Origin of the sequence: Pseudomonas cichorii, assembly GCF_015471405.1 — a bacterium.
Classification (GTDB): domain Bacteria; phylum Pseudomonadota; class Gammaproteobacteria; order Pseudomonadales; family Pseudomonadaceae; genus Aquipseudomonas; species Aquipseudomonas serbiensis.
Genome location: NZ_BLVZ01000005.1, coordinates 317,908 through 334,911, shown reverse-complemented (window position 1 = coordinate 334,911; position 17,004 = coordinate 317,908). Strand labels below are relative to the sequence as shown.

The 17,004-nt window shown below is 57.6% G+C and carries 14 protein-coding genes; 4 read left to right on the top strand and 10 right to left on the bottom strand.

Annotated features, from left to right (window positions below; all coding sequences use genetic code 11):
* Position 1: 1 nt before the first annotated feature.
* The 5 genes from JL015_RS09580 to JL015_RS09560 are packed head-to-tail and all read right to left on the bottom strand — an operon-like array spanning position 2 to position 2,550.
* Positions 2 to 547: a hypothetical protein gene (locus tag JL015_RS09580; protein ID WP_201018294.1), complete on the bottom strand. Its 546-nt coding sequence runs from the start codon at positions 545 to 547 to the stop codon at positions 2 to 4.
* Positions 544 to 798: an acyl carrier protein gene (locus JL015_RS09575; RefSeq protein ID WP_201001515.1), complete on the bottom strand. Its 255-nt coding sequence runs from the start codon at positions 796 to 798 to the stop codon at positions 544 to 546. Before JL015_RS09575 ends, JL015_RS09580 begins: the two co-directional genes overlap by 4 nt.
* 9 nt (positions 799 to 807) lie before the next feature.
* Entirely contained in the window at positions 808 to 1,068 is a 261-nt protein-coding gene (locus JL015_RS09570; protein ID WP_201018293.1) for a phosphopantetheine-binding protein, read from the bottom strand.
* The gene (locus tag JL015_RS09565) at positions 1,043 to 1,855 is read right to left on the bottom strand and encodes a lysophospholipid acyltransferase family protein (protein WP_201018292.1); all 813 of its coding nucleotides are present in this window, start codon (positions 1,853 to 1,855) and stop codon (positions 1,043 to 1,045) included. Before JL015_RS09565 ends, JL015_RS09570 begins: the two co-directional genes overlap by 26 nt.
* Entirely contained in the window at positions 1,831 to 2,550 is a 720-nt protein-coding gene (locus tag JL015_RS09560) for a beta-ketoacyl synthase chain length factor (RefSeq protein ID WP_201018291.1), read from the bottom strand. The genes JL015_RS09565 and JL015_RS09560 overlap by 25 nt, the downstream gene beginning before the upstream one ends.
* Before the next feature lie 332 nt (positions 2,551 to 2,882).
* Here JL015_RS09560 and JL015_RS09555 point away from each other — a divergent pair, with 332 nt between their 5' ends.
* Positions 2,883 to 3,662: a ParA family protein gene (locus JL015_RS09555; protein WP_201001521.1), complete on the top strand. Its 780-nt coding sequence runs from the start codon at positions 2,883 to 2,885 to the stop codon at positions 3,660 to 3,662.
* A 42-nt stretch (positions 3,663 to 3,704) separates the two neighbouring features.
* On the opposite strand, the gene JL015_RS09550 is transcribed toward JL015_RS09555, so the two are convergent.
* The gene (locus JL015_RS09550) at positions 3,705 to 4,106 is read right to left on the bottom strand and encodes a PAAR domain-containing protein (RefSeq protein ID WP_201018290.1); all 402 of its coding nucleotides are present in this window, start codon (positions 4,104 to 4,106) and stop codon (positions 3,705 to 3,707) included.
* 252 nt (positions 4,107 to 4,358) lie between these two features.
* Here JL015_RS09550 and JL015_RS09545 point away from each other — a divergent pair, with 252 nt between their 5' ends.
* Positions 4,359 to 4,805, top strand: a complete 447-nt coding sequence (locus JL015_RS09545; protein ID WP_201018289.1) for a hypothetical protein — start codon at positions 4,359 to 4,361, stop codon at positions 4,803 to 4,805.
* Positions 4,806 to 4,880: 75 nt separating this feature from the next.
* Positions 4,881 to 5,750, top strand: coding sequence for a hypothetical protein (locus JL015_RS09540; RefSeq protein ID WP_201018288.1), 870 nt, complete (start codon positions 4,881 to 4,883; stop codon positions 5,748 to 5,750).
* On the opposite strand, the gene selO is transcribed toward JL015_RS09540, so the two are convergent.
* From selO to JL015_RS09525, 3 genes are read right to left on the bottom strand one after another with little or no spacing between them, the layout of a single operon-like run.
* On the bottom strand, positions 5,689 to 7,152 hold the full coding sequence (gene selO, locus JL015_RS09535; protein ID WP_201018287.1) for a protein adenylyltransferase SelO: 1,464 nt from the start codon (positions 7,150 to 7,152) through the stop codon (positions 5,689 to 5,691). The genes JL015_RS09540 and selO overlap by 62 nt on opposite strands.
* A 48-nt stretch (positions 7,153 to 7,200) precedes the next feature.
* Positions 7,201 to 10,587, bottom strand: a complete 3,387-nt coding sequence (gene mscK, locus JL015_RS09530) for a mechanosensitive channel MscK (protein WP_201018371.1) — start codon at positions 10,585 to 10,587, stop codon at positions 7,201 to 7,203.
* Positions 10,588 to 10,625: 38 nt separating this feature from the next.
* A complete protein-coding gene (locus tag JL015_RS09525) occupies positions 10,626 to 12,368 on the bottom strand; it encodes a potassium/proton antiporter (protein WP_201001529.1) in 1,743 nt (580 codons plus the stop codon).
* 198 nt (positions 12,369 to 12,566) lie between these two features.
* On the opposite strand from JL015_RS09525, the gene JL015_RS09520 reads away from it, so the two are divergent.
* Positions 12,567 to 15,146, top strand: coding sequence for a dermonecrotic toxin domain-containing protein (locus JL015_RS09520; protein WP_201018286.1), 2,580 nt, complete (start codon positions 12,567 to 12,569; stop codon positions 15,144 to 15,146).
* Here JL015_RS09520 and JL015_RS09515 read toward each other — a convergent pair.
* Positions 15,143 to 16,945, bottom strand: a complete 1,803-nt coding sequence (locus tag JL015_RS09515) for an acyl-CoA dehydrogenase (RefSeq protein WP_201018285.1) — start codon at positions 16,943 to 16,945, stop codon at positions 15,143 to 15,145. The two genes, JL015_RS09520 and JL015_RS09515, sit on opposite strands and share 4 nt — an antisense overlap.
* Positions 16,946 to 17,004 lie beyond the last annotated feature (59 nt).

Here is a 17,004-nt window from a genome sequence, read left to right as displayed (position 1 = left end):
TTCATGCTCCGCCTCGGACACGTCGGCGGACTATCAATTCGCCTGCGAAGAGCAGGCCCATCAGTCCATAGGAAATAAGGCCGGTATACAGCGCCCACCATGACAGCGGTGCCCAAAGCGTCAAGGCTGCTGCGGTCAGGCCGTTGCCCAGAAAGAACACACACCAGACCTGGGTGACCTGGCGCGTATAGCGGACGGCAACTTCGGGTAGTTCCGGCTCTTTCAAGCGCGCCAGTCGCTCCACCAGGGGCATGCCATACATCAGGCTTGAGCCGAAAAGGCACAGCATGAACAGGCTGATGAGTACCGGGTACCAGCGCAGCAGGAGGGGGCTGTCCAGCACGCCCAGCAAAAGGCAGAACACGAGGGCAGCAATTGCCATTGCCAGAGTGCCTGCACGTCTTTCGCTCGTCAGGGCGCGTGTCAGCCACAGGCCACCCAGTAACAGGGCGAACTGCCAGGGCGCGAAATGCTCCGTGCCCCAGTAGACGGCAAACGGGTAGAGCACACCGATCAGTAGCAGACCGGGGCCGATCAGCCGTTTCATTCGGCTGGATTGGCCATGCGATAGACGGCTTCGACCACGTCGTTGACCGTTCTTACCGACTTGAACTCTTCTGCGGCGATTTTCTTGCCGGTCTTGCGTTTGATGTGGTCGATCAGGTCCACGGCATCAATGCTGTCGATTTCCAGATCCTGATAGAGATTGGCCTGTAGCGTGACGCGCTCTGGCTCAAGCTCGAACAGCTCTACCATGGACGTGCGCAGGGTCTCGAAAATGTCTTCGCGGGTTTGCATGTTCAGTCCTCAGGCCGATTGTCTGGCGCTGACGAAGGCCGCAAGGCTGTCTACGCATGTGAAATGGTTACGAGTGTCCTTTGCATCGGCATCGATCTTGATGCCATAGCGTTTCTGAATCGCCAGCCCCAGCTCCAGTGCATCGACCGAGTCCAGGCCCAGGCCTTCGCCAAAGAGAGTCTGGTCATTGCCTATGTCGTGGGGGGTGATGTCTTCGAGGCCCAGGGCATCGATGATCAGTTGCTTAATGTCCCGGTGTAGATCGCTCATCTGTGGCGAGCTCCTTAATGAAATACGCATGCAGGTAATCGTTGAGTTTGCGCGACGCCAGCGGAGGCGGGCCAAGCGCAGTAAAACTGTTGGGGTCGATGTCTTCGCCAACGCGCAGGGTGAAGTGCACGCGGCGTTGCGGGATCCGGTACCAGGGTTCGGCCTTGGTCAGTGTGGTCGGGCTGACCTGGATGATGACTGGGGTAATCATGCTGGCACCGCGCAGGGCAATGGCGGCAGCACCTCGATGAAAGGCGGGGGCCATGCCCGGCTGAGTGCGTGTGCCTTCCGGAAAGATGATCAGTGTCTGGCCTGCCTGCAGGCGGTCGACGGCAGAGTCGAGCATGTCCATGCTGCCGTCATTGCTTATATAGCCGGTGGAGCGGACGGGACCGCGAGTGCAAGGGTTGTCCCACAGGCTGCGCTTGACCACGCAATTGGCATCGCGAACCAGCCCGATCAGGAACACCACATCGATCAGCGAAGGATGGTTGGCAATGATCATCTGCCCTGCACGCCCCAGTCGCTCGGCACCTTGTACGTCGTAAGTCAGAACACCCATGCGCGCCATGAAGCGAATAAACAGCCAGAACAGATGACTGATGGTGCGTCTTGCGCGACGCTGATGGCTGGCTTTATCCCCTGGCAGACATCCCAGCAACGGAAAAACGAACAGACGCAGGCATAGCCCGCTCAACCCGAACAGGGCAAAACTGAGTCCGGTGGCCAGCAGACGCCAGTAGTAAGCGTCCCGACCCTTTTTCAGAGGTTGCGTTGCCAGTTCCATAACCGGTTATTCCAGGGATGTTGGCAAACGGATTGGTTGGTATTCAGGGCGCGTAACAAATTCAGGGCGTGGGGCCATTGGGTTCGTTCGGTGGCCTGGGTATCGCCACCGAGAGACAGCTGCCAGTCATTACCCTTGGTCAGCAGCAAGCCAACGGCATAGGGAAAGGGCACGTCATCGATCCATTGGGCATAGGCGCTTGGCGGTTGCTCTTCTGTCACGACCAGCAGAACGGCGTTATTGCCTTCGGCCAGCAGCGTGACAGCCTCGAAAACCCCGTGTTCAAGCCCGTCACCGGCAGCGGCCAGGGCTGTCATTTCACAGGTTTCTCCGCGCATTATCGACCACAGCCCAATGACGGCGTTATGCACCGAAAGGCTGAACTGGGTCGGAGATAGCGGCTCGTTCGCGGAGAGATCGCGCAAGATATCAAAGGTGCGGGGCGTTTCCCCATGGCGCGACACGAATACCAGAGGCAGTCGCTCATGACCTTCAGCCAATGGCCAGCCAACCGTGAAGGCCATGCGTGCCATTCTGCTCAGGCGTCTGCGCTGCATGGCGGGAAGGAAAGAGACGTCCGGCGCGGCATCGCTGCTTTGTAAAAGCGTCGGACTCCGGCTCCACTGCTGCCAGTCGTCCACGCTTGCCAGGCCAGGGGCCCAGGCACGCCATTGTGCGATGTTGAATGTGATCACTTCTCTTCCCGCCCCTGCGGGCTACTTCTTGTTGCTGCTTCAGGCGAGCGATATCAGCCTTGGTGCGTCATCTTGACTGACTGCGCGCATTATCCTGATGGTCCGTATGAGTAGCAAATTTGTTACACATTATTTGTTTGTAGGCGCTTTTTTTACGTCTATTAGCGCTTTTTTATGCTTTATCGCGGTCATATTGCCGGTGTGCGAGGCATCTATGGACTCTTGTCTTGTGGAAAACTCGCCCTTGTCATATGTATTGCCTAGACTCGGACTTCCTGCGAGGCCTTTATCGGCATTGCAGGTTGTTTCTTCACTGAACGAGGAGTTATTGCATGCGTCGCGTGGTGTTCAATCAGAAAGGGGGTGTGGGCAAGTCCAGCATCGCCTGCAATCTGGCGGCTGTCAGCGCTAATGAAGGTTATCGAACACTGTTGATCGATCTGGATGCCCAGGCTAATTCGACCCAATACCTCACCGGCCTGACGGGCAACGATATTCCGATGGGGATTGCCGAGTTCTTCAAGCAGACGCTGTCTTCCGCACCGTTCGGCAGGAAGAATCATGTCGATATCTATGAAACGCCTTACGACAACCTGCATGTGGTAACCGCGACCGCCGAGCTGGCTGACCTTCAGCCCAAGCTTGAGGCCAAGCACAAGATCAACAAGCTGCGAAAGCTGCTGGATGAGCTGAGCGAAGATTACGAGCGCATTTATCTGGATACCCCGCCAGCCCTGAACTTCTATGCCGTTTCGGCGCTGATTGCGGCTGATCGTGTACTCATTCCCTTCGACTGCGACAGTTTTTCGCGTCAGGCCCTTTACGGGTTGCTTCATGAGGTTGAGGAACTCAAGGAAGATCATAACGACGGTCTTGAAGTGGAAGGGATTATCGTCAATCAGTTCCAGCCTCGTGCCAGCCTGCCCCAGCAAATGATTGACGAACTGATTGCCGAGGGACTGCCGGTCCTGCCGATTCACCTCAGTGCCTCGGTGAAAATGCGCGAGTCGCATCATGCCAGCACACCTTTGATCCATTTCGACCCTCGCCACAAGTTGACGCAGCAATTCGTTGACCTGCACCACTGGCTGGAAACCAGAGCCCAGGCTTGAAGATGTACCGGAGTGGGGCGCCAGACCCCATTGCCAAAGGCCTTAGCCTTGCGCATCGGATTTGAAAAGTGGGGAAGCAAAAGTGCCTGCCTTGATCGAGTCGATGATCCGCTCGGCATTCATCAACGCCTTTTCGGCCATTTCTGGCGGAATGCTGATGGTCGCCTCCATGTCTGCCCTGGAGTGTTCCTGAGAGGCTGTCAGTCGATTGTCGCCAGGCGGGCATCCGCATTTCACTTCATGCCCGTGCGTGGCGACGGCAACACAGCCATTGATATAGGTCGGATTCCCCTGGGCGATGTAGCCCACGCTCTTGCACGCCGGACACCACACTGGATCGCCCATGCGCGCGACCCTGCGCTCATCTATCAATTCTGTTGCGGACGCTGACAGCACGAAACCACCCGTGGTGGTTGGATCGCCTTCCCTGACTACAAATGGCATGGCCTGCTTCCTCTGTCTTTTGGAAAGTCTGGAGGTTAGGCGAAAAAAGCATGTTTTAGGGGCGGTAATTAATATTAAGGAATGGTCCTACAAATAAATAAGTAAATTCCGTTTGGTTCGCGAATAAATTCGCTCCTACGGATTGTGTTTGTTTGAAAAACTATCCTTTCGGGTTATCCGATCGGGCAGTTGAGTGAATCGCTTCATGTCTTTAACCTTTTTTGCAGGAACTAACAAAAAAGGTATCAAGGAATGAAGACTTTAAAAGGTATTAAAAGTGTTGTTGCTGTTGCCACATTTATTGCTGCAGGTATGGCGCAGGCAGGACCGTCGGTGACAGTTGTTTTCAAGAATAATGGTTCGTCGGCTGCGTTATATAGTCCGATTGATAGTAATGAGGGGCTGACAAGGAGTTTTGCTGTGAAATCTCCCAGTGCTAGTGTTTCTGCAGGTGGTACAGATACATATGTTGTTAAGGGGCGCCTTTCTCCTGATGCCAGTCATGCGTTTGTTCGCTACAGGGCGGGTGTTAAAGAATGTAAGTTCAAATCGACTTACATCATGGCTCATACCCGTGGGGTGAGAGCGCCGAAGTGGATCAAGGAGGCTGTGGCAACTGGTGGAGCACGTTGTGATGCCAGAATAGTTTCTGTCAACAACTCTACGCATGAATGGACGGTTGAATTTGTCATGAGATAAGAGCTTCCGGTTTTCGTACCGGGAACAGGGAACTGTTTTCGGTACGAGTTTCCTTCCTCAAAGAGAGGGCTGTATATGATAAACAATATAGAAAGTCACGCAGCACCTTTACCCGTCACGCCGGTATCAGCGATAAAAGCAGTTGCTACTCCAGATATCGATGAGCCTGCCGAAGTTTCAGCACCTTCACCCGATACAACCAATATATCGATACTGTCTCGCCAGCTAAGCGAAAGTGCCGCCCGGGCCGAGGTTCGGGATCAATCGCTTAGCCGCCAGGCGTTGGGAGATCTAGCACTCAGATTCCAGGCTCACTTTGGTTCTGTGCCTTATGATCGCAGTGATGCAATGAGTGTTTTGCCAGACGCCACCATAAATGATCCCTTTCTGAGAGAACGAGATCGGCAGGCGGTGGAGTATGTGATTCGCGATATGCAGCGTGATCCCTGTGCCAGAAATCCTTTTGCTGGTTTGTCATATGAGCAATTGACGGTGATTGCTTACGACGAGAGCGACACCTTCACCTTGCATGAACGGCATGCGGCCTATCGGGGCGCTTGCCATATTGAACTGGAGTGGGGGATGGATATTTACGGTCGAAGCCAGCAAGGTGATTTTATTCAAGACCCCCATCTTTTTTATGCAGAGCATTTGATCTATTACCGGTCCCTGCCGCCGATCAAGCAAGCCCAATCTCCCGCCGATTACGAAGCCAAAGTTGAAGGCTGGATGCTTGAAGCAGCCGCTGGCCCAAAAAAAGACGAGCGACTCTTAACGTTATTTGAAATCCTGGCAGGCGCGATACCCGGTAAGGACGACAAGGAGAAGGAAAAGACTTTGGACGCCAAGGAAGCCGACACTCCGGCTGCTTCAGGGCCCGGGATCAAGACGAGCAGCTTATCTCCAGGTGCTTTCCCCACTCCGGGGGGCGCTGCGCGTAGTTAGTCATGCCGGGCTGTTCGGTGAAGGGGGTGCAGAGCACTTCATGCAGGCGGCGGACTTCTGTGTAGTCGCCTTTTTCTGCCGCCTCGATGGCGTTCTGCGCCAGGTAGTTGCGCAGGATGTAGAGCGGATTGACGGCATGCATGCGTGTCTGGCGGTCCTGCTCGGTGCCGCTGTCTTCTCTGGCCTGGCGAGCCTGATAGCCTTCGGCCCAACTGTCGAAACCCTTGATGTCGACAAAGTCGTCGCGCAGTTTGCGCAGCGCATCTGCAGCGGGTTCGTCGCCCAGCCGGCGGAAGAACAAGGTGTAATCGACGCCGCTGTTCTGCATCAACTGCAGGAGACGGCTGATCAGTTTGTCATCCTCGTCTTCGGCGCTGGTCAGGCCCAGGCGGCGGCGCATGAGATCCAGGTAGTGGGCCTGATAGAGCGGCAGGAACAGGCCTATGGTTTCTCGCAGGGCTTCGATGCTGATGAAGGGGGTCAGGGCTTGAGCCAGCGCGCTGAGGTTCCACTGCGCGATAGGCACCTGATTGCTGAAGGAGTAGCGGCCTTCGTGGTCGGAATGGTTGCAGATGAAATGCTCATCGAAATCATCAAGAAAAGCGAACGGGCCGAAGTCGAAGGTGATACCCATGATCGACATGTTGTCGGTGTTCATCACTCCATGGCAGAAGCCATAAGCCTGCCATTTTGCGATCAGTTCGGCGTTGCGCTCGACGATTTCCCTGAACATCGCCAGATAAGGCTCGGGTTGCTCCAGGCACTGTGGATAGTGCAGGGCCAGTACATGTTCGCCCAATTCTTTAAGGCGTTCCGGCTGCTTGGTGTAGTAGAAGTATTCGAGGCTGCCGAAACGGATATGGCTTGGAGCCATGCGCAGGACCATTGCCGCCCGCTCCTGGGTTTCACGCCACACCGGTGTGCTGGAGCCGATCACGCAGGCTGCCCGGCTGGTCGGGATGCCCAGGGCATGCAGGGCTTCTGAGGCCAGAAATTCACGAATCGAGGAGCGCAATACGGCGCGCCCGTCGCCCATGCGTGAATAAGGTGTGCGTCCGGCGCCTTTGAGATGCAGGTCCCAGTGTTCGCCTGCGTCGTTATAGACCTCGCCCAGCAACAGGCCGCGTCCGTCTCCCAGCCTTGGGTTGTAGGAGCCGAACTGATGACCTGAATAGACCATTGCCCGTGGATCGGCATCGCTCCAGAGCTTGTGACCGCTGAAAATTTCGGCGAACAGTGGGAGTTCGGCCTGGGCCGGGTCGAGATCCAGAAGAGCCAGAGCCGACTCGCTGGCAACTACCAGGCGCGGTTCTTCAATGGGCTCAGGCAGGACCGCTGTTGAAAACACATCGCCCAGTCGGGCAAAGCGATTGTCGAAGATGAGTTCGTCGAGGGCTTTCACGGGCCATCTCCAGCAGAATGTCCGAGCATTCTGCTGGGATTAGTCGTGTCAGTCGAGCCTGAGTTCAGGCGGCTCGGGTGCATCCTTGGGTGCTGGCTTAACTTTGGTCGTGACCGGCGGCGTCTCAGGCTCGACAGGCAGGATGGTTTTGTCGGTGTTTTCGATCGGCACCATCTTGTATTCCTGGCCGTGGAGGTTCTTGAGATAGACCTCCATCTGGCGGAACGAGATGTTGATTTTCTGCTTCTTGAACTCACGGTTGATGAAGCGGTTGATCTCGTCCAGTACCGGGTTACGGTCGCCCAGGTCGCGTACATGCATGCGCAGTTCGTGGTCCAGGGTGCTTTCGCCGAAGTTCAGGAAGTAGACGATCGGTTCCGGTTCCTTCAGCACGCGAGGGTTGTCACGGGCGGCCTGGAGCAGCAGGGTGCGGACCAGATCCAGGTCCGAGCCGTAATCCACGCCCAGTTTCAGGGTGACGCGGGTAATGGTGTCGGTCAGCGACCAGTTGATGAGCTGACCGGTGATGAAGGTCTTGTTCGGGACGATGATGTCCTTGCGGTCGAAGTCGGTAATGGTCGTGGCGCGGATGCGGATCTTGCTGACCGTGCCGGACAGGTTGCCGATGGTGATGGTGTCACCGATCCGTACCGGGCGCTCGAACAGGATCATGATGCCGGAAATGAAGTTCGCGAAGATTTCCTGCATGCCGAAACCCAGGCCGACCGACAGCGCGGCGACCAGCCATTGCAGCTTGTCCCAGCTCACGCCCAGGGTCGAGAGGGTAGAGACGAAGCCTATGCCGGCAATGGCATAGGACAGCAGCGTGGTGGTGGCATAGGCACTGCCTTGCGCCAGATTCAGGCGTGACAGCACCAGGACTTCCAGCAGGCCTGGCAGGTTGCCGGCCAGCACGAAAGTGATACCGATGATCACCAGTGCGCCGATCATGTCGCCCAGGCTGATAGGCACCATGCTGATGTTGGCACCCGTGCCGCTGGTGTATTCGTACAGGGTGATGTTGTCCAGATACGCGAACACCGTGATCAGGTCGGCCCAGACCAGATAGAGCCCACCAATGAAGCCGCCCAGCAAGGCCAGACGGATCAGGCGCAGCGACTGCTGGTTGACTTGCTCGATGTCCAGCTTCGGCTCTTCTATCGCGACTTCGCCGTCACCGCTTTCCCGCGCGGCCTGACGCTTGGCCAGTGCGCGCTGGTAAGCCAGACGACGTGCGGCAACGCTCAGGCCGCGCACGAAGGTGGCCTCTGCCACCAGCCAGAGCATGATCAGATACAAGGTATCGATCAGACGGTCGCTGAGTTTCAGTGCGGTGTAGTAGTAACCGAAGCAGACCGCCAGAAACAGCGCGATGGGCAGGGCCGTGAACGCAAGACCGACGGCTTTGCGAAACAGCGATGCGTTGTGATGGGTCGGGCTGGACAGCAGCAGGCGGCTGAGCAGCAAGGCCATCAAGGCATAACAGGTCAGCACCACGCCAATGCCCAGCACATCGTCGGCCAGTGCTGCCGGTTGATGCTCGGCAACGGCGACCACCGCCACCAGAGCCAGAACCACCAGCCCGAGGCGACGCACCCAGCCGCGCAGGAATTCGACCTGAGCCGTTTCCCAGCGGAAATGCAGTTGTGCAACACCGGCCGGTGCCAGCACGCGATAGGCCGTGTAGAACACCAGCCAGGTCAGGGCAATCTGCAGCAATGCTTCGCCCAGATTGGCGTTCTGCCCGCGGGCATCGATCTGCAGTGCATAGCCGCACAACGCCAGACCCAGCGCCACGGGCAAGGCCAGCAGCACATTGATCAGCAGAGCCAGAGGCGTTTTCCACTGGCTGTCACGCTTGAAGTGACCGATATCGGAATGCAACCGGCCGAGCTTTTGATAAAGCGCCTTGCGTCGCCATGTCAGGACCCCGATCAGCAGCAATAGCGGCAGGAACAGCAGCGGGCGTTGGGTCAGCCCGTCGGACAGTTCGCTGAGGCTGGATGTCCAGGGAAGCGTGGCGAGCTGCTTTTTCAGGCGTGGCCAGATGTTCTGGAACCACTCCAGGTCCAGCGGCTTGTTGCTGGGTATCCAGAACATCTGCTCGTCCAGCGTGGCGCGCAGGCTGATGGCGGTACTGGTCAGTTGTTTCTGGTTCAGTTGCAGGGTGATGGATTCGTTGAGCAGTGCGCTCAGTTCACGGTTCAGACGCTCCAGCAGGTCGCTACGGGTAATGGCCAGATCGAGCAGGGTTCTGCGCAGTTGCGGGGTAATGTCTTCAGGCGGCTGGGTCGCCAGCAGCTTTTCGACGTAGGCCGAAGGGCTGCTCATCTGTTCGCGCTGCTGGTTGATCTCGAACTGGTACAGGCGAATGTTGGCGATTTCGTCGGCCAGGCCTTTGTCCAGTTGCAGATGGGGCAGGGCCTGCTTCTGCTTGTAGAGAATCTTGGACAGCAGCAGGCTGCCGCTCAGAACGTTGATCTGCTCGTTCAGGGCCTGATCGGTCTGGGTCAGATTGTCCAGTTGCTGCTTGGTCTTGAGGTTTTGCTGGGTCAGCTCATTGAGGCGGTCGGTGCCGCGCAGCAAGTAGTCGGAGAGCTTGAGGTTGGCGGCGCTTTCGGTGGCCAGCAGGCTGCTGCTGCCCGCCTTTTGGGCTTCCAGAGACAGCTCGGCCACGGTCTTTTGGGACTGGGCGCGGCGCTTGTCGTTGATCAGGGTTTGCAGGTCCTGAATTTCCTGCTCCTGACGGGTCACTTTCTCGGTCAGCAGGTCATGCTGACTGTTGCCCAGGTCCTGAAGCTGACTGTTGCCTGCCAGTTCCTGGCGGCGCAGCAGGTTCAGGGCATTGATCGAGGCCAGCTCGGCATTGAGCATGTTGCGCTGGTCGGCGCTGAGGGTTTTGCCGTTGTCCTTGCCCAGCTTGAGAGTGGCGTTGATCTGCTGGATGCGTGTCTGGTTGGCGCTGATTTCAGCCTGCGCCCTTTCCGGCCGCGTCTGGGCAGTGATGGTCAGGCTGTTGGCATCGTTCAGGGCTTTTTGCAGATCGCTTTGCTGGGTGCTGCGCTGGCTGAGCATCTGCTCGAGTTGCGGCACATCAAGGCTGCCATAGCGTTGGGCAATCGGGATGACTTTGCTTTCTTTCAGGCGGATCAGTTCCCGCTGGTTGTCGGTGGTCTGTTTGGGGGCTTGATTCAACTGCTGTTTGAGAGCTGCCAGTTTCTCCTGGCTGTCCTGCTGGCTCGCCAGGAACGCGAGGGTTTGCTCAAGCACCTGTTGCAGGGCTTTCTGGTCGGCTTCCGGCAGCTTACGGTCGGCGATCTTGTCCAGGCTTTGTTGCACGGCTGCGCTGGTTGGCGGATCAGCCGCCAGCGCCGGGAAAGTGGAAAGGCAGAGCCCAAGCAGGGTGACAGCAAAAAAGGCACGCAGGGAAAACATAGACACCGGTCGCTTGATAAAACGAGTGGATTGGCAGTTTAAAGGAACAATCCGGGACCCGGGCGGCTTCCTTCGGGGAATCTGACGCCGACTTTGAGTATCTTGTTCCCTTCCATCACCGCAACAGTCCAAATAGTTCCATTCCATTCGATCTGGTCGCCCACGACGGGCTCGCCGCGATTCTTCTGAATGATGAACTGGCTGAGCGGCATATTCGTATCCAGACCGTCGAGCTTGAGGCCATACAGCGCCGCGACGGCACCCAGTTGCGCATCGCCTTCAAGGACGAAGTCGCCGAAGAAGCGCAGGTCCAGACCACGTTGCGGGGCCTGGCTGAATAGCTTGCCCAGCGCCGGAAGATCATGTTCGTGGCCGATCACGCACAACAGGTCACCGACCTCCAGTGTGGTACTGCCGGAAGGGTGAAGCAGTTGCTGATCCCTGAACAGCGCCGCGATACGGGTATTCTCGGGCATCTTCAGCTCGCGCAGGGCGGCGCCGATGCACCATTTCTCCGCGCCCAGGCGATAGACGAACAGTTCCCACTCACTGGTGACATGCACTTCCAGCGCCGAGCGGGTAATCGGTGCCGGATCAGGCGGAACCGTAACCTTCAGCAGTTTTGCCATCCACGGCAGGCTGGTGCCTTGCAGCAACAGTGAAACCAGAACGATGAAGAACGCGAGGTTGAAGTACAACTGCGCATTGGGCAGGCCGGCCATCAGCGGGAACACCGCGAGAATGATCGGTACTGCACCGCGAAGGCCGACCCAGGCAATGAACGCCTTTTCGCGACCATGGAACGCCTTGAACGGCAACAGGCCGACCATGACCGAAAGCGGGCGAGCCACCAGAATCATCCACAACGCCAGGCCCAGGGCCGGGATGGCGATAGGCAGCAGGTCATGGGGCGTGACCAACAGGCCCAGTACCAGAAACATGCCGATCTGCGCGAGCCAGGCCATGCCGTCGAGCATGTGCAAAATGCCGTGGCGGCTGCGGATTGGCCGGTTGCCCAGCACCAGACCGCACAGATAGACAGCCAGGAAGCCGCTGCCGTGAATGGCGTTGGTCAGAGCAAAGATCGCCAGGCCGCCCGCAATGACCAGAATCGGATACAGACCGGCTGCCAGATTGATGCGGTTGACCAGTTGCAGCATCAGCCAGCCGCCACCCAGGCCGATGAAGCTGCCGATACCGAACTCTTGAATAAGGTGACCCAGCAACCCCCAGTGCAGGCCGGTCTGGCCGCTGGCGAGCATGCCGATCAGGGTGACGGTCAGAAACACCGCCATGGGGTCGTTGCTGCCGGATTCGATTTCCAGGCTGGCGGTTACCCGCTCGTTCAGGCCCTTGCCGCCCAGCAGCGAGAACACCGCTGCGGCATCGGTGGAGCCGACAATGGCGCCTATCAGCAGGCCTTGAATCATGTTCAGGTCAAACAGCCATGCCGCGACCATGCCGGTCAGTGCCGTAGTGATCAGCACCCCGACCGTTGCCAGCGACAATGCAGGCCACAACGCAACCCGGAAGCTGGCGACCCTGGTACGCAGGCCGCCATCCAGCAGGATCACTGCCAGGGCCAGGTTGCCCACCAGATAAGCCGTGGCGTAGTTGTCGAAGATGATCCCGCCGCCATCGACCCCCGCCACCATGCCCACGGCAAGAATAATGACCAGAATCGGAATGCCGAGACGTGAAGACAGAGAACTGACCAGAATACTTGCGCCCACCAGCAACGCGCCGATCAGGAACAGGCTGTTGATGGTCGTGGCATCCAAGGGCGGTACTCCAGATAGAAACGGTTGTGAACAGGCAGGATACAAACTGACCATGCAGTCCGCATGCCAAGGGATTCTAACCTGTTGAATTGGCGGGCTGTCAAAAAAGGTTACAGACTAATCCTATAAATAATTACCGCCTTACAATTTCTCTATCTGCTCACGTGCATGGCTTGTCTCCTATCGGAAAAGAAAGCCATGTCGACACCTACAACTGAAGTGACCCGGATCGCGATTGGTAACGATGAGCACCGACTCAAGACCATCGCTCGCGCATTCATCGACGATTACCCGGATATTCACGGTCTTGCCTATGCCGAAGCCCGCAAGCTGTTGTTCAGGCATACCGGCAAATGGATGGATCCGGAGAGTATCTATTGGCACCGTTTTTCCACGGCAGTGAGTAGCTCGAAAACCATTACCGGCTGGCAGCATCCCGGACCGCCTGTGGAGTCGATGAATCTCGTCGAATTGATGATTCGTCGTTTCAGTGTTGAAGACCAGAACGCTAGCGATATGTTGGCATCCTATGGCGGTTTCTATCGTGGCGGGCCGCAACAGCCGTGGTTCGACGAGCGTAACGAAGTTGCGTTGCGTCCCCGGCAGGTTCTCGAGGATTTCTGGGCGCTGGATTTCAGTGCGATTTTCACCGCCAGGATGGAGCGCTTCTGGACGCTGCACCGCGATAACTTCTGCACCCTGGCCCGCTCTGCGTTTCTGGCATCTGCCGGTTTGCAAATGCTCAAGGGCCGATTGAACATCGAGCAGTTCAAGCTCGTCACTGAAACGATCATTGGCAGGCTGCAACCTGTCATGACCTACGATGCATTGCGTACAGGCGTTATCCCGAAGGCCGGGCTGACCCTTCGCACCTTCGATATCGGCGGCTATGTATGTACCGAGAGCATCCGTATCGTTGATGGCTCCGGGCAGCAGTTTCTCTATCTACCCGGCGATACCGATGCCTTTCATGTGTTTCCCTCGGATAAGGTGCTGTATGAATGGGTGCAGGAGCGCTTGCTCGATACCTCGCCCACAGCCACCTTCAAGAAATTGTTCATTCGCTCGGCTACGAGCCGGCAGTTGCATGGCGAGTTCTTCGATGAGCATGCTCGGGAGATTCTGGACACGCCCTGGGTTGCGGGACAAACCCTGATCAACAGCAGGGACTTCGCTATCTCGGGTGATGCGTTCATCTACCTGCGTGGGCTGGCGAAGGAGCAGATGCGCGAGGATGCGCGTACCTTGCTGACTTCCAATACCGACTTGCGCAAGCAGATGTGGCTCGGCTACCTGAATGCGTTCAGCAGTACGTTAGGCGCTCTGGCGCCATTGGGCTGGCCGATGGCTTTGCTCATGGTGGGCGTGAGTGCCGCCAGCCTTGTACTCAAGGTCGATCAGACCATCCATGCCCGCGAGCCCCGTCAACGCAAGGCCGGGATCATCAGTGTGATCTACGGTTCGATATCCCTGGTGTTCAACCTCGCCATGCTGGTGGGAATGCTCAGGACGGGGGCGCGTAACCGCAGCACGAGTGCGGCTGTCGGATCTGAGACCCCGCAGTCCATTCCCATGGTCGAGTTGAATCCGCCAGCGCCCCTTCCGGTCAGGGTCAATACCCGCATGCGTGGCATCCAGATGCTGTCCAATGGCGAAACCTGGATCAGCCTTGACGACATGCCGTATCGGGTCGTGTTCAACGATGATCTCAACGCCTGGACCCTGACCGATCCGTCCAACCCCTGGGTCAGCGACGCGAGCCGCGCCGTACGCCTCAATGCCCGTAGTGAATGGGAGTGGAACGAGCCTTCAGCCTCGTCGACGCAAGTTCTGCCGGTGGGCGAAGTGAGTAATGAAGTGGCAAGCGGGTCGCTGGTAGCTGTTCGTTCGCCTTTCTGGGATGTCTACATGCAGTTCAATCTCGGGGAAGAAGAACGCCTGTCGCAGGTCGCCCTGGCCCGGCAAAAAGCGCTCATGAATGTGCCGGAACTGAGCCCGGGCGATCTGATCGCTCAGGATCTGAATGGTAATCCGGTGTATATCGACGAGTGGGGGGACATGCATCACATCTACAAAAAGTCGGACGGCCAGTATGTGGGTGGACGTATCCCGCTGTATTCGGCCAAGGACTCCTCCTTCAACCAGTATCTGCGCACCGGAACATCCACCGGCCCGGCCCAGGTCGACCTGATCGATGAACTGGCCGACGATCTGCGCACCGTTGGTTTCGACAACAGCGTCACCCTTTATCGTGGCGGCAGTGATTTGCGTGGTACCTCGGGACGTTTTTTCCGTAGCGGGCAGATCAAGAGTGGCGATGTGCTGGTCAGTACCGACATTCTGTCATTCAGTGAAAACCCTTATGTGGCGAGGGCTTTCTGCAGCAGTCAGGCTGGCGAGTATTCAGTGAGTTTTGCCAGGAAAGGCATTGCCATCAGTTTTGACGACACTTCGGTTGTCTTTGAATTGCCAGCCAGAAACTACTTGGGTGCAACCCCTGTCGCGCCGTTTTCCACTGATCCTGAGGAGGTCGAGTCGATTTTCCTGCCGGGTCGCTACTTCCTGATCGATGACATCCATCAGGTCTCCGGCCTCGATTACCGTTTCATCAAGGTACGTCTGATTGAAATCTCCGAGCCCAAGAGCTGGCACAGGCTCTATGAGTTGCGCACCGGGGAAGTCTTCACCCGCGAACGCTTTGCGGCAAAGCTGGGTGAGCAGGGGCGGCGGCTGGTTGACCGGTTCTTCCCGATCAACCCGTTGGGGCTGAGGTTCTAAAACCAATCTGCCTGCATGCCAAGGCAGGCATCATCCCGGTTTTCCAGTAGCACCAGTTCATGATGACAGCCTGGTACTTCCCACGTCAGGAAGTACCGGGCTGCCTGCAACTTGCCCTGATAGAAGTCGTCATCTGACGGGGTATTCCGAGTCAGTCCTTCCGTGGCGCGAATGGCCTGTTCCAGCCAGCGCCAACCGATGACGGTGTGGCCGAACACTTTCAGATAGAGTGCCGAATTGGCGAGTGTCGTACTGATCCTGCCTTGTGCCAGATCGGTCAGCAGGCCGACAGTTACCGTTTGCAGGCGCGTCACCAGTTGCTCCAGCGGCTGGCGCAAGGCATCGAGGCTTTCGTGGGCGCTGGCCCGTTTGGTGGTGTCGGCAATCAGCCGTATCAACTGCTTGAGCCCTGCACCATTATTTTGCGCCAGTTTGCGCCCCAGCAAGTCCAGCGACTGGATGCCGTGGGTGCCCTCGTGGATCGGGTTCAGGCGGTTATCGCGGTAATACTGCTCAACTGGATACTCGCGGGTATAACCGTGGCCGCCCAGAATCTGGATCGCCAGTTCGTTGGCTTTCAGGCAAAACTCCGAAGGCCAGGATTTGACGATGGGCGTCAGCAGGTCGAGCAGTTCGTGGGCCTGGCGCCGCAGTTCTTCGGTTTCGCCGGTTTGGGTATCGTCGAACAGGCGGGCGCTATACAGGCCGAGGTCGAATGCACCCTCCACGTAGGCTTTTTGAGTCAACAGCATGCGCCTGACATCGGCGTGCTGAATGATCGGCACGGGTGCGCTATGCGGGTCCCGGTTATCGGGCAGTCGTCCTTGCGGGCGTTCCCGAGCGTAGTCCAGCGAATACAGATAACCCGCATAACCGAGCATGATGGCACCCATGCCCACGCCAATCCGCGCTTCGTTCATCATCTGGAACATGTAGCTCAGGCCCTGATGGGGCTTGCCGACCAGATAGCCTACACATTGCCCGTTATCGCCGAAGTTCAATGCTGTCGAGGTGGTGCCGCGCCAGCCCATCTTGTGAAACAGCCCGGCCAGAATCACGTCATTACGGGGGCCGTTGGTGCCGTCTTCGTTGACCAGAAACTTGGGTACGATGAATAGCGAAATACCTTTCACACCGGCAGGCGCGTCCGGCAGTTTGGCCAGCACCATATGCACGATGTTTTCCGACAGCGAGTGATCGCCACCGGAAATGAAGATCTTGTTGCCGCGCAAGCGATAGCTGCCATCCGCAGCGAGCTCGGCCCGGGTGCGGATATCTGACAGCGACGAACCTGCATGGGGTTCGGTCAGCGCCATGGTGCCGAAGAAACGGCCTTCGATAATCGGTTTCAGGAAACGCTGCTTTTGCTCGTCACTGCCAAAGCTTTCGATCAGGTTTGCCACGCCCATGCTCAGGAACGGGTAAGCCGTGGTGCCCGCATTAGCGGCCTGAAAGTGGGCGAAACAGGCCTGGGATAACAGCGTCGGCAACTGCATGCCGCCTTCTTCAAAGTCCCGCGCTGCATTGAGAAAACCGGCCTCCAGAAACGCATCTACCGCAGGTTTGACCTCGGGGATCAGCACCGCCTCGCCATTCTCGTAGCGAGGTTCGTTTTCATCGGCCTTGCGGTTGTGCGGGGCGAAGTACTTCTCGGCAATGGTACGAGCCGTACCGATGGCGGCATCGAACGTTTCACGGGAATGTTCGGCAAAGCGCTCGCGCCGGGTCAGCGCTTCGGCATCCAGCACCTCATACAGCTCGAAAGCCAGATTGCGGGAACTGAGCAGCGTCTCGGACATGACCTTCACCCTTTGTCTTGTAGTGGGCAGAGTCTAGGCCGGGGATGGGGTGCTGCCCA

Coding starts and splice junctions, on each gene's coding strand:
- JL015_RS09580 (WP_201018294.1), bottom strand. CDS start 547: ATGAAACGGCTGATCGGCCCCGGTCTGCTACTGATCGGTGTGCTCTAC.
- JL015_RS09575 (WP_201001515.1), bottom strand. CDS start 798: ATGCAAACCCGCGAAGACATTTTCGAGACCCTGCGCACGTCCATGGTA.
- JL015_RS09570 (WP_201018293.1), bottom strand. CDS start 1,068: ATGAGCGATCTACACCGGGACATTAAGCAACTGATCATCGATGCCCTG.
- JL015_RS09565 (WP_201018292.1), bottom strand. CDS start 1,855: ATGGAACTGGCAACGCAACCTCTGAAAAAGGGTCGGGACGCTTACTAC.
- JL015_RS09555 (WP_201001521.1), top strand. CDS start 2,883: ATGCGTCGCGTGGTGTTCAATCAGAAAGGGGGTGTGGGCAAGTCCAGC.
- JL015_RS09550 (WP_201018290.1), bottom strand. CDS start 4,106: ATGCCATTTGTAGTCAGGGAAGGCGATCCAACCACCACGGGTGGTTTC.
- JL015_RS09545 (WP_201018289.1), top strand. CDS start 4,359: ATGAAGACTTTAAAAGGTATTAAAAGTGTTGTTGCTGTTGCCACATTT.
- JL015_RS09540 (WP_201018288.1), top strand. CDS start 4,881: ATGATAAACAATATAGAAAGTCACGCAGCACCTTTACCCGTCACGCCG.
- mscK (WP_201018371.1), bottom strand. CDS start 10,587: ATGTTTTCCCTGCGTGCCTTTTTTGCTGTCACCCTGCTTGGGCTCTGC.
- JL015_RS09520 (WP_201018286.1), top strand. CDS start 12,567: ATGTCGACACCTACAACTGAAGTGACCCGGATCGCGATTGGTAACGAT.
- JL015_RS09515 (WP_201018285.1), bottom strand. CDS start 16,945: ATGTCCGAGACGCTGCTCAGTTCCCGCAATCTGGCTTTCGAGCTGTAT.